Annotated in this window: 7 protein-coding genes; 4 read left to right on the top strand and 3 right to left on the bottom strand. The window is 46.2% G+C overall.

Going from position 1 to position 13,037, the window contains the following annotated elements:
* Positions 1 to 356: 356 nt before the first annotated feature.
* Positions 357 to 1,799, bottom strand: coding sequence for a membrane-bound lytic murein transglycosylase MltF (gene mltF / locus SSED_RS16340; protein WP_012143454.1), 1,443 nt, complete (start codon positions 1,797 to 1,799; stop codon positions 357 to 359).
* Positions 1,800 to 2,131: 332 nt separating this feature from the next.
* On the opposite strand from mltF, the gene purL reads away from it, so the two are divergent.
* From purL to cydX, 4 genes are all read left to right on the top strand, one after another.
* Entirely contained in the window at positions 2,132 to 6,013 is a 3,882-nt protein-coding gene (gene purL / locus SSED_RS16335) for a phosphoribosylformylglycinamidine synthase (protein ID WP_012143453.1), read from the top strand.
* A 1,246-nt stretch (positions 6,014 to 7,259) separates the two neighbouring features.
* Positions 7,260 to 8,816 carry a cytochrome ubiquinol oxidase subunit I gene (locus SSED_RS16330; protein ID WP_012143452.1) on the top strand — a complete coding sequence of 519 codons (1,557 nt, stop codon included), beginning with the start codon at positions 7,260 to 7,262 and terminating at the stop codon, positions 8,814 to 8,816.
* A gap of 15 nt (positions 8,817 to 8,831) precedes the next feature.
* The gene (cydB, locus tag SSED_RS16325; RefSeq protein ID WP_012143451.1) at positions 8,832 to 9,971 is read left to right on the top strand and encodes a cytochrome d ubiquinol oxidase subunit II; all 1,140 of its coding nucleotides are present in this window, start codon (positions 8,832 to 8,834) and stop codon (positions 9,969 to 9,971) included.
* Positions 9,972 to 9,986: 15 nt separating this feature from the next.
* The gene (gene cydX, locus SSED_RS24155; protein WP_012143450.1) at positions 9,987 to 10,103 is read left to right on the top strand and encodes a cytochrome bd-I oxidase subunit CydX; all 117 of its coding nucleotides are present in this window, start codon (positions 9,987 to 9,989) and stop codon (positions 10,101 to 10,103) included.
* A 159-nt stretch (positions 10,104 to 10,262) separates the two neighbouring features.
* Here the strand turns inward: cydX and SSED_RS16315 are convergent, their stop codons facing one another.
* A complete protein-coding gene (locus SSED_RS16315) occupies positions 10,263 to 10,529 on the bottom strand; it encodes a TfoX/Sxy family protein (RefSeq protein ID WP_041421743.1) in 267 nt (88 codons plus the stop codon).
* Positions 10,530 to 10,878: 349 nt separating this feature from the next.
* The gene (locus SSED_RS16310) at positions 10,879 to 12,882 is read right to left on the bottom strand and encodes a methyl-accepting chemotaxis protein (protein WP_012143448.1); all 2,004 of its coding nucleotides are present in this window, start codon (positions 12,880 to 12,882) and stop codon (positions 10,879 to 10,881) included.
* Positions 12,883 to 13,037 lie beyond the last annotated feature (155 nt).

Raw genomic sequence — 13,037 nt, 5'->3', positions numbered from 1 at the left:
CTTCAGAATCCAGGGTTTTATGTTTGAGAGCTTTTGGGAGAGTGAGGCTGCGCGATCCGAGGCAGCCCGATTGGAGTATTTCACGATCCTTTTATTACCTTTCCCGGCTGAAGCCGATCCTACATGGCAGCGCATTAATTGTAGGAGCGGCTTTAGCCGCGAAGCCCGTAGCGTGTTTCAGAATCCATGGCTTTTAGGCTCAGCTCGATGGCTGAATAAATACGAAGAACTGCTTCTGTCTGTTCATCGTGCGAAGGTGTTTCGATTTGAGTAGTGTTCTGCGTCTCGACGACACCTTATTTATCAGTTTTCTTTTCATGACAATCATCCTTGTATTTATTGTTATTAGCTACTATTTATTGGGGCTGGGCACCCGATAGGTTCTCTTGCTTGCCTCCGATTTTCTCAGCGAGCTGAGACTCTTCGGCCGATGCTTTTTCATCTATCAAGAGTTGGTTCTGGTTATCTACCCAGACTAACGTATCATAATAGCGCCTGATACTATCGACATAGTGAACGGCCTCATTACCACGGGCATAGCCGTATCGGGTGCGTTGATAGTATTTACGTTTGTGAAGCAGGGGGAGGACCTCTTTCAGATCCCGCCAAGCGCTGGGATTCAGTCCCATCGATTGTGCCAGTTTACGCGCGTCTTCGACATGTCCATAGCCGATATTGTAGGAGGCTAAGGCAAACCACATTCGCTGATTTTCAGGGATAGAGTCGGGTAACCGGTTAAGAATATCATTGAGGTACTTCGCTCCTCCCTTGATACTCTGTATCGGGTCGAGTCGATTTTTTATACCAACCTGTTTTGCCGTCGGAAGTGTCAGCATCATCAAGCCTCTCACCCCGGTTGGCGAGCGGGCATTCGGATTCCAGTGAGATTCCTGATAAGCGGTGGCGGCAAGCTTTCGCCAGTCGATACCATTGGCATAATGTTGAAAACTTTCCTTATATTTCGGTAGCTTGTTATCGATAGCCCTGAGAAATGCACGGGTATCGACATAATCGAAGCGTTTGACATGGGCGAAATACTTTTCATTGAGGTGTGCAAGGGTGCCCGAGCGTTTCTCATAGTGCCAGAATGTGAGCAGATCACTCATGAGTTGATCGCTGTTTTTCGGTGGCAATAGCCAGACTATCGCCTGTTTCTCTTTAAGAATGGGGCCGGCCCTTAACTCTGGCAGGTAGCGCCTGTTGATCTCAAAGGTGCTCGAGTCGGCGATGGTATAGGTGATTTCGCCTCTGGCAATCATGGCCATTAGCTCTTCGCTGTCTTTCTCTTTCTCCTGCTCCCACACCAGTTCAGGATAGAGTTTTTGCAGTTGAGATAGAGTTTCAACAAAAGAGGAGTCGGTGATAACGGTAATGTTATCTTCCAGCGTCGAAACATCTTTAGGTATCGGGGTTCCTTGCTTATAGACCAAGACCTGATTAACCCGATACAGAGGTGGGCCTAAGCGGAATTTCTCCCGTCGAGTCGGGGTATCGGCAAGTCCTGCTGCAAGCAGATCGACTTCACCACTCTCGAGCGCTTGATAAAGCTCGCTGATATTGGAGTAAGGTTTCATCTTAAGTTCTAATTTAAGATATTCAGCAAATCGACTCGCCATCTCAAAATCGAATCCGGCCTCACCTTGCCCTGTAGTCACAAATATTTGTGCACCATAGAGGGTTCCAACATTAAGTGTGGTTTTCTTTATTGGTTCGGGTATCACCTTTGTTTGTTCCACACTTACCTTCTGGCAAGACGCCAGCAAGGTTATAGTGAGCAAGACAAACAAAAGTTTTTTCATAGCGAATTTTACGGACCTGTTTATTTATTCAGTGATTTTTATCGAGCAAGCCGGTGATTATATCATAATCAGTGCCAAGTGAATAAAAACTCCATTTTTGGCGGTGTTTGAGTGATTTAGGACGATATCTTGTGAAATGTTCTTTACTAATTATGGTCGATTTTATTGGATTGTTGGTATTAAGCTTAAAATTTTTAGCGCGACCTTTTTTGATTAACAGGAAACACTGTTTTCGATAGCGACTACGGATGATTTGTCATTCACATTTCCCTATAATAGCGCCAAATCTGACCCTGCAATTATAATATAAATCTATAAGGTGAAATGACGTGATGGAGATCATCCGCGGAGCCCCTGCTTTATCAGCGTTTAGAGTTCAAAAATTAATGGAAGCTTGCGATCATGCATCGCTTCCAGTTAGTGGAATTTATGCTGAGTATATTCATTTAGTCGATTTGTCTGAGTCATTAGATGAAAGTGAGACCCAGCAACTCGAGAAACTCCTCACTTATGGTCCCGCAATCGAAGCGCACGCACCACAAGGTTCACTTCATTTTGTTACCCCACGCCCGGGCACGATCTCACCTTGGTCATCCAAGGCTACCGATATTGCACACAACTGTGGCCTGGACAAGGTAAAGCGTTTAGAGCGTGGTGTTGCTTATTATGTCGAATCTGCAGCGCTTAACAGTGAGCAACAAAAGACGTTAAATTCACTCGTGCATGACCGTATGGTCGAAGTGATTTTGAGCAGTTTCGATAAGGCCCAGGTGCTGTTTGCCCGCACCGAGCCCGGTGAAGTAAAAAGCGTTAATATCTTAGGCGAAGGTCGCCGTGCACTGGAGTTGGCGAATACTGAACTCGGTCTCGCACTGGCGACCGATGAGATTGATTATCTGGTTGATAACTTTAATCGTTTAGGCCGTAATCCCAACGATGTCGAGTTGATGATGTTTGCTCAGGCGAACTCAGAGCATTGTCGTCACAAAATTTTCAATGCCGATTGGACAATCGATGGTGAGGTTCAACCAAAATCATTGTTCAAGATGATTAAGAACACCTTCGAAACCACGCCTGAAAACGTATTGTCGGCTTATAAAGATAACGCCGCGGTAATGACAGGCTCAACAGCAGGTCGATTCTTCCCGAAACAAGACGGTGTGTACGATTACCACAGCGAACCTATGCATATCTTGATGAAGGTGGAGACTCACAACCATCCTACCGCTATCAGCCCATATCCAGGTGCGGCAACAGGTTCGGGTGGCGAAATTCGAGATGAAGGTGCAACCGGCCGTGGTTCTAAGCCAAAAGCAGGTTTGACCGGCTTTAGCGTTTCAAACCTTAAGATCCCGGGGTTTGTACAGCCTTGGGAAGCCGATTACGGTAAACCTGATCGTATCGTTACTGCATTAGATATCATGACTGAAGGCCCACTCGGCGGTGCGGCATTTAATAACGAATTTGGCCGTCCGGCACTGGTGGGGTATTTCCGTACCTACGAGCAGGAAGTCTGCAGCCACAACGGTGTCGAAGTGCGCGGTTATCACAAGCCAATTATGCTTGCCGGTGGTTTAGGTAATATTCGCGAAGAGCATGTGCAAAAAGGCGAGATCACTGTTGGTGCTAAGCTAATTGTACTGGGTGGTCCTGCGATGAACATCGGTCTGGGCGGCGGTGCTGCCTCTTCGATGACATCGGGTGAGTCCAGTGAAGACTTAGATTTTGCTTCCGTTCAGCGTGAGAACCCTGAGATGGAGCGTCGCTGTCAGGAAGTGATCGACCGTTGTTGGCAGATGGGTGATGAAAACCCAATCCAGTTTATCCACGATGTCGGTGCGGGTGGACTATCTAATGCTTTCCCTGAACTCGTTAATGATGGTGAGCGTGGCGGTAAGTTTGAGCTACGTAAAGTCCCTTCAGATGAGCCAGGCATGAGCCCACTCGAGATCTGGTGTAACGAATCACAGGAACGTTATGTGATGTCAGTTGCGCCTGAAAACTTAGCAACATTTACCGCTATCTGTGAACGTGAACGTGCGCCGTTTGCGGTTGTTGGTGTAGCAACTGAAGAGAAAGAACTGCTCCTTAGTGATGAGCACTTTGAAAATCATCCAATCGATCTGCCTTTAGAGGTCTTATTAGGTAAAGCGCCTAAGATGAGCCGCGATGTTGTCAGCGCTAAGGCTAATTCGGCTGCGCTGGATCAGAGTGTGATTGAAGTGCAAGAAGCGGCGCATCGTATCTTGCGTCTACCGACGGTTGCTGAGAAAACATTCCTTATCACTATCGGTGACAGAACGGTAACGGGTCTGGTTAATCGCGATCAGATGGTCGGCCCTTGGCAGGTGCCAGTCGCCGATTGTGCGGTTACTGCGTCAAGCTATGATTCGTACGCTGGTGAAGCTATGTCCATCGGTGAGCGTACTCCGCTTGCGCTATTGGACTTTGGTGCCTCGGCACGTATGGCCGTTGCCGAGTCGATTATGAATATCGCAGGTACCGACATCGGTTCGTTCAAGCGTATCAAGTTGTCTGCTAACTGGATGTCACCTGCGGGTCACCCAGGTGAAGATGCCGGCCTCTATGAAGCAGTAAAAGCCATCGGTGAAGAGCTATGCCCAGAGTTGTCATTGACGATTCCTGTGGGTAAAGACTCTATGTCCATGAAGACGGCGTGGGAAGATAACGGTGAGCAAAAGACCGTGACCTCTCCGATGTCTCTGGTTATCACCGCATTTGGTGTGGTCCAGGATATTCGTAACACTGTGACTCCGGAGCTTCGCAGCGATAAAGGTGAGACAGATCTGCTACTCCTTGATTTAGGCCTTGGCCAAAACCGTCTTGGTGGCTCTTGTTTAGCACAGGTTTACAGTGAACTGGGTGATATTGCGCCGGATCTTGATAATGCTTCTACGCTGAAAGGTTTCTTCGAAGTCATCCAGCCATTGGTTGCTGACCAGTCAATTATCGCTTATCACGATAGAAGTGACGGCGGCCTCTATACCACATTGGTAGAGATGGCATTTGCGGGTCATACAGGACTGAATGTCGATATCAGCGCATTGAATGGTAACGATGTTGAGCGTCTGTTTAACGAAGAGCTTGGCGGTGTTATCCAGGTAAGCCGTGAAAAAGTCGACTCAATCGTTGCGAAATTTGAAGCTGTTGGTGTGCCGTGTCATAAGGTCGCAGAGCTTACATCTGCGGATCTGATCACTATTTGTGACGGTGAGCGTGAAGTATTAAGCGAGTCTCGCACTTCTCTGCGTACTATCTGGGCTGAAACAACCCATCGCATGCAGTCGTTGAGGGATAACCCTGAGTGTGCGCTGGAAGAGTTTAAGCTTAAGCAGGACACGACAGATCTGGGGCTAACCGTTGATTTAAGCTTCGATCCGAGTGAAGACCTTGCTGCGCCATATATCCTCAAAGGTGCTGCACCTAAGATGGCTATCTTGCGTGAGCAGGGCGTAAACTCACATATTGAGATGGCAGCGGCGTTTGACCGAGCCGGTTTTGAATCTCGAGACGTTCACATGAGTGACATCTTAAGCGGTCGTATTAGCCTGAAAGAGTTCCAGGGGCTGGTGGCTTGTGGTGGTTTCTCTTACGGTGACGTATTGGGAGCGGGTGAAGGTTGGGCTAAGTCTATTCTGTTCAACGAGCGTGCTCGTGAGCAGTTCAGTGGTTTTTTCGAGCGCAGTGATAGCTTCTCTCTTGGTGTGTGTAATGGCTGCCAGATGTTGTCTAATCTAAAAGAGATCATTCCGGGTACAGAGCTTTGGCCACATTTCGTGCGTAACCGCTCGGAGCGCTTCGAAGCTCGCTTTAGTCTGGTAGAAGTGCAGAAGAGTCCATCTTTGTTCTTTGAAGGCATGGAAGGTTCACGTATGCCTATCGCCGTTTCACATGGCGAGGGGCGTGCCGAGTTTGCATCACCCCAGGCATTAGCTGCAGCAGAAGCGTCAGGCACAATTGCATTGCGTTATGTTGATGGCAACGGCCAGATTGCGACACAGTATCCACAAAATCCAAACGGCTCGCCTAATGCAATTACCGCATTAAGTTCAACCGATGGACGAGTGACGATTATGATGCCGCATCCTGAACGTGTATTCAGAACCGTGGCTAACTCATGGCATCCGGATGAGTGGGGCGAAGATAGCCCTTGGATGAGAATGTTCAGAAACGTTCGTGTTAACGTAGGCTAATTTAACGTTTACTAAAGCCAAAATCATTAAAAAGAGCTTCGAAAATTTCGAAGCTCTTTTTTTTTGGAATTTTCATGGTGTAAATAACAATATTAAATAAGTGCTTACATCAATATTAGCAAATAATGGGATTCTAAAGTTGGAAAAATGAGTCATTCGGCATGCTATGGGGCTCAATAACAACAATTAGTGAGTTCACAGAAGTTAGAAAGAGGGCGGGGCTCCTTATCAGTGGTTTATTTTCTGGTAATACCGATAGGTATAAAGAGGGAGAGGACCTTGAAATGAAAAAGCCACCTGGCTTTTAGAGCTAGGTGGCCGTTTTGCGCTAACAAAACTTCAAGAGCAGTTGGGTAGCAATAAAGCCGGTTTATAGCTCTCTTGCAGTATAAAGTTCAACAAAAACACGCTGGTAGTTGCAAACTAGACGATCAAATAAGTTTTTCATATCGGTATCTCCACACAGTAATTAGATGATGTGAGCGGAGTTAGGCCTTGCCGGGCTACTTCACCGGGTTAACAAGCTGCCTCCTCAACACAGGACGTATAATATGCGGTATTGATTATCTTATCAAACTAGAAAAACTTGATTGTATGATTATAAAAACTAATCTGTTATTGTGTGGGCTTGTATCTGTACGCGATTATTTTTATTCTATACCGTATTAAATTAACAACTTATCCTTATTTGAAGGTTGATCGTAAATTGTTAAGGGTTAAGATAACTTATCTTTGATTTCATGTTTTCTTGTGTTTTTTGGTTTTGATACACAATATGGTTGAGTTGATTTAAAAATGCAAAAAACTTGGCGTAACGAAGACTCCTATCACGACTTTCTGCGTGGGTCAATGCTGCGCTGGGTGGAACTGTGTCCTTATCCACAAAATGCGCTTTGTCCAGAGTGATTGATTGATTTGAATCAATTTTGAATGGTATAAAATAGGGGTGAGAAAGGGCATGGGTTTGAGTTAAGTTTTTGATAAATAATATTTAGCTCACTTTTTAGATGTCTTATTTGTGTCTCTGTCACAAATAAAATAAATAGTGTGAAGTTCGTCGTAAAATCGTACCGGGTTTGGAATGTTTGTTTAATAACTCGGCTAATTAATAAAAAAATGATGTTTAGCCATTTATGTTGCTTAATTGCGTATAAATGTTACTAAAACAAAATTCCTAAATAGGCATTTATCATAATCGATGGGGATCTCATTATGATAGATGGATGCACCACCTAAGGAGTCACTAATGATTTTAGAAGAGGTTGTTGAGTTATCGCGCTTTCAGTTTGCGATGACTGCTATGTATCACTTCTTGTTTGTTCCCTTAACTTTGGGCTTAGCTTTCTTGCTGGCTATCATGGAGTCACTTTATGTGATGACGGATAAGCAGATCTATAAAGATATGACCAAGTTTTGGGGTAAGTTGTTTGGTATTAACTTTGCTCTGGGTGTGGCCACGGGCCTCGCCATGGAGTTCCAGTTTGGTACTAACTGGTCATATTATTCTCATTATGTCGGGGATATTTTTGGCGCGCCGCTAGCCATTGAAGGTTTGATGGCCTTCTTCCTTGAATCTACCTTAGTGGGCATGTTCTTCTTCGGATGGGACAGGTTCAGTAAGCGTCAGCATCTTGCGGTTACCTGGTTAGTCGCGTTAGGTTCAAACATGTCTGCATTGTGGATCTTGGTTGCTAACGGTTGGATGCAAAACCCGGTCGGTAGTGTATTCAACTACGAAACCATGCGCATGGAGATGACGAGTTGGGGAGATGTGTTATTTAACCCTGTTGCGCAAGTGAAGTTCGTTCATACCGTGGCGTCGGGTTATGTTGCCGGTGCCATGTTCGTCCTTGCAATCAGCTCATATTATATTATCAAGAAACGTGATCTACCGTTTGCACGTCGCTCGTTCGCGATTGCTGCAAGCTTTGGTATGGCATCGATTCTTTCTGTTATCGTCCTTGGGGATGAATCAGGCTATAAAGTGGGTGAGGCACAACGTGTTAAATTGGCTGCAATTGAAGCTGAATGGCACACGGAACCGGCTCCTGCAGCCTTCACTGCGGTAGGTTTCCCAAATCAAGAGACAATGGAAACTGATTTCGCCATTAAGATCCCATACGCTATGGGTATTATTGCGACCCGCTCTCTCGATGAGCAGGTAACAGGTATTCACGACCTTATCGAAGAACATGAAGTTCGTATTCGTAATGGTATGAAAGCTTACGCAATGTTGACTGAATTGCGTGCGGGTAATGTAACACCTGAACTACGTACAGCTTTCGATGAAGCAAAAGTTGATTTGGGTTATGGTCTGTTGCTGAAGCGCTATACCGATAAGGTTGTCGATGCGACTGAAGAACAGATTGTTGCAGCAGCTAAAGATTCGATACCTAGCGTTGCACCTATGTTCTGGTCGTTCAGAGTCATGGTCGGTGCTGGTATGGTGATGCTATTGGTATTCGCTGCAGCATTTTGGCAGAGCACGCGTCATCAAATCGATGAGAAACCTTGGGTCTTGAAAGCGGCGTTATTTAGCTTACCTCTTCCCTGGATTGCCATCGAGTGTGGTTGGTTTGTCGCCGAATATGGTCGTCAACCATGGACTATTTCAGAAGTCCTGCCGACCTTTATGTCAGCATCTAGCTTATCGGTAGGTGATCTTTGGTTCAGTATTATCTCTATCACCTTGTTCTATACCATTTTACTTGTGATTGAAGCTTACTTGATGATTAAGTTTGCTCGCCAAGGTCCAAGTTGTCTTAAGACTGGTAGATACCACTTTGAAAAGCTTGATGCCTAAGCGGGAGATCTGATTATGTTTGATTATGAAATGTTAAGATTGATCTGGTGGGCACTGATTGGTGTGCTATTCATCGGGTTTGCTGTAACTGATGGTTTCGATATGGGAGTTGGCGCACTTTTGCCTATCATAGGTAAAGATGACACCGAACGCCGTATCATGATCAACTCGATTGCTCCACATTGGGATGGTAACCAGGTTTGGTTAATTACTGCAGGTGGCGCACTGTTTGCTGCTTGGCCTATGGTTTACGGTGTATCGTTCTCAGGATTCTATGTCGCTATGATGTTGGTCTTGTTTGCATTATTCCTTCGTCCTGTTGGCTTCGATTACCGTTCAAAAATTGAAGATCCAAGATGGCGTAAGTCTTGGGATTGGGCGTTGTTTGTCGGTGGTTTTGTTCCTCCGCTGATCATTGGTGTTGCTTTTGGTAACCTATTGCAAGGTGTGCCGTTTAACTTTGACGAATACCTTCGTGCAACGTACCACGGTGGCTTCTTCGGTCTACTGAACCCGTTTGGATTACTGGCAGGTCTGGTGTGTGTCAGCATGTTTATGATGCAAGGTGCGACCTGGTTACAGATGAAGACTGAAGGTGAGTTGAGAGTTCGTGCTGCTAAGGCCGCTCAAGTATTATCAGCCTTGTTATTCGTCTTCTTTGGTGCAGCTGGTGTCTGGCTGGTTAATGGCATCGATGGTTATGTGATCACTTCAACCATAGATACTTATGGCATCTCAGATCCAACGCTTAAGACGGTTGCCGTCGAAGCGGGGGCATGGTTGGCTAACTACGACAAGTACCCTATTACTATGTTGTTCCCAGTCATTGGACTGGCTATGCCTATCTTAGTCCTGCTGTCGAGCCGTCTAAACCGTAGTGGTTTCGCCTTCTTCTTCAGTTCACTGGCGATTGCCGCCGTGATCTTAACTTGTGGTGCGGCTATGTTCCCATTTGTTATGCCATCTTCACTCGAGCCAAACGTGAGTTTGACTATGTGGGATGCGACTGCAAGTGAAATGTCGCTGACTGTTATGACTTGGGCTGCAATCATCTTCGTACCTATTGTACTTAGCTACACTGTGTACACTTATTTGAAGATGTTTGGTCGTCTATCTCGCAGCTTTATCGAGAATAACAAGACATCACTTTACTGATTAGGAGCCAACATCATGTGGTATTTTGCTTGGATTTTAGGTGTTTTGCTGGCTTGTTCTTTCGGTATTATCAATGCGTTATGGCTTGAAAATACTGAAAACATGGACAGAGAAGCAGATAAGCAAGACTAATGATAGTGTGATTTAGTTTTAGCTGAATAGCCCCGCAATGGTATTAACCTTGCGGGGCTTTTTTTGTGTCTCTTTTGTGTAGGAGCGTGCTTTAGCCGCGAAGTTCTTTCCTGCCTCATCGATAAAGCTAGATATACAGGGCGCTTTTGATTATGGCCGTTATAACTTCTCAAGCTCTCTGGCCGCATCGAGCGCCAATACAAGCTCTGCCTTGCGAGTCCGTGTAACCTCTTGCCAGTGAATGCCTTCTATCGCCCCCACAAGCGCATAGAGCATGTTCAGTCCGGGAGTTATACCAGCACGCTCCATCCTGACCATAATCGTGACCGGACCCGCTTTGATTAAGTCATCTCTCGTGTAGATGCCAATTTGATTAAGCCACTTTGCTGACCTAGGACCAAGTCCGGGAAGCTCTTCAACTTGCATATAGCGACTCCGATATAAATTGCTTGTCATTGGCCTATATTAACAGCATTGAGCGATGCAGCCCCATTGGAGCATTTACGACCCTTTGATTACTTTTCCCGGTTATTGTCTTTCCCGGCTGAAGCCGGTCCTACATGGCAGCGCATTAATTGTAGGAGCGGCTTTAGCCGCGAAGCTTGTTGCTGGTTCCAGAAGCCTGCTTGAATGTTCGAGGTTCGAGGTTTGAGCTGTCATTATGAACTCGTTTCAGAATTCATAGTTGTTCATGCTTGAGGGGGGAGGGAGGAGATGAGAGTTTGAGAGCCCAGATGCTTAACGCATTCAGGCCCTCTTAATAAAAATAGCTTGTTTACGCTTTAAATACGCTAATCTTCTGTTTTAGCTCTATGGCCAGATCCGATAAGCCCTGCGCTGCATCGACATTTTCACCGGCTCTCTGTTCACCTTCGCGGGCAAGCTCAGTTATCAGGTGTAGGTTACGGGTTATCTCATCGGCTACGGCACTTTGCTGCTCCGTTGCACTGGCGATACTGCTCGATGAGATGGCCAATTCACCGATACTCTCGGTGATCTGGTTCAGTTGAATGCCAGCTTCTTCCCCTTGAGTGGCTGATGCAATACCCAATTGATGGCTCTGTCCCATCTGTTCCGCCGTGGTCTTTACCTGAGACTGCAGTTGAGTGATGGTCAGGCCAATCTCATGAATCGATGTTTGAGTTCGCTGTGCCAACGTTCTGACCTCATCGGCGACGACGGCAAATCCACGCCCCTGTTCACCCGCTCGCGCCGCTTCAATTGCGGCATTCAGGGCAAGCAGGTTTGTCTGCTCGGCTATCCCATTGATCACTTCAGTGACCTGACTGATCGCTTCACTCTCTTTGGTCACGTTCTCGACGCTGACATGACTGTTATTGAGTTGATGACTGAGCTCTGCCAAGCCATTAACGACTTGAGTCAATTGGTCATGGCCTTGGCGTGAGGCGGTATCAACCTGCTGGCTCTTGTTGGCTCCCTCACTGGCATGGCTGGCAACATCACGAATGGAGGTCGACATCTCTTCGATTGCCGTGGCGATCTGGTCTGTCTGCGCCATCAATGACTGCGCCTCTTCGCCATTAAGCCTTGCGGTTTGCTGGGCTTCAGCGGCTTGGGTCTCTAGGGTGCTCACCGATTGCTGCAGCGCCATAATCAATTGTCTTAAACTATCGGCCATCTGAGAGGTACTGATGGTGATCATATCGACTTCATTCTTGCTGTTTGTATTGGGTCTGTTGAAGCTTTGTGAGAGATCGCCTTTTCCAAGCTGATCCAGCTGCTGTTGAAGCACTTTTAATGGGTGAAGTGTTTTCATTAGTACAATGAATAGCATTAAGGTGATTAAGATAATCCCTACTGCGGCCACAGAGACATTGATACTGAGTAATTTAAGACTCTCCTCATTAAGCTCGCTGACCTTAGCGAAGCCAACCAGTGCCCAATCCCAGCCGGGAATGTTGACACTATAGGCGTACATAGGTTCGTTGTTATTGTTGATGTATTCCCAGGACCCATCATTGGTTAATGCTTGCTCAATCGACAGGCCACCGAGCATCTGCTGAGTCATCTGTTCTCCCGAGTTGACACTGGGGTGGGCAACGACAGATTGATTACTCTTTCGCATGATCATGAAATAACCGGTTTCTTCAATCTTGAGTTTATTCATCGCCTGCTGGAGCTGAGTTAACGATTCTGTGATATCGAAGCCGATATAGAGGATACCGATAACTTCTCCCTGAACATCAGTGATCGGTCGATATACAGTCATGTAGTCTTTGCCGAATAACTTGGCGTAACCTTCATAAGCCTGACCACTCATTAATGCGGCATAACCCGGGTGGTTTTTACCCAGATAAGTGCCCAGAGCACGTTTGCCATCGGCTTTCTTCAAGGATGTCGAGATACGCAGGAAGTCATCGCCCTCTCGGACAAACACGGTTGCTGTACCGCCGGTGAGATTTGAGAAGCGATCAACTTTACTCTTCGAGGCGTTGATCTGCTCTTTTTCATGGGCGAGTGCGGGGGTTATCTTGCCTAATACTTTGACTGTTTTGTTTGGCTTTCTGAACTGGCCGGGATACATGGCGCGCAGGACATCGGCGCTGCGACGGGCAAGGGTCAATAGACTACCGTATTGCACCTCAATCAGATCTGATGTGCCATGCATCTGAGCCTGCATGGCGGTGACGGCTTTCTCTTCGAGTACATCGGCTGCGGTAAGGTATGAGATACTGCCGATAACTCCAAATACAATAACGGTTAATATCAGGGCTAATGTGCCTATCTGTTGTGAAATTGGCCAGTTTTTATAATTCATTTTTTGGTCCGCTTTTATTATGTTAAGCGATAATGTAAATCACATTAACTATCAATGATTTGATATAGGTCTAAAAGCGACATTAAATTGGGGGAAATACACATTTTCCATCAGTTTTTTTGCAAGTATGTGAGAAGAGTATGGAAGAGGTGAAG

The organism is Shewanella sediminis HAW-EB3 (assembly GCF_000018025.1).
Taxonomy (GTDB): domain Bacteria; phylum Pseudomonadota; class Gammaproteobacteria; order Enterobacterales; family Shewanellaceae; genus Shewanella; species Shewanella sediminis.
Note: the sequence above shows the minus strand (reverse complement) of the source record. Positions and strands in the feature narration are given on the sequence as shown.

Coding starts and splice junctions, on each gene's coding strand:
- mltF (WP_012143454.1), bottom strand. CDS start 1,799: ATGAAAAAACTTTTGTTTGTCTTGCTCACTATAACCTTGCTGGCGTCT.
- cydX (WP_012143450.1), top strand. CDS start 9,987: ATGTGGTATTTTGCTTGGATTTTAGGTGTTTTGCTGGCTTGTTCTTTC.
- SSED_RS16310 (WP_012143448.1), bottom strand. CDS start 12,882: ATGAATTATAAAAACTGGCCAATTTCACAACAGATAGGCACATTAGCC.
- cydB (WP_012143451.1), top strand. CDS start 8,832: ATGTTTGATTATGAAATGTTAAGATTGATCTGGTGGGCACTGATTGGT.
- purL (WP_012143453.1), top strand. CDS start 2,132: ATGGAGATCATCCGCGGAGCCCCTGCTTTATCAGCGTTTAGAGTTCAA.
- SSED_RS16330 (WP_012143452.1), top strand. CDS start 7,260: ATGATTTTAGAAGAGGTTGTTGAGTTATCGCGCTTTCAGTTTGCGATG.
- SSED_RS16315 (WP_041421743.1), bottom strand. CDS start 10,529: ATGCAAGTTGAAGAGCTTCCCGGACTTGGTCCTAGGTCAGCAAAGTGG.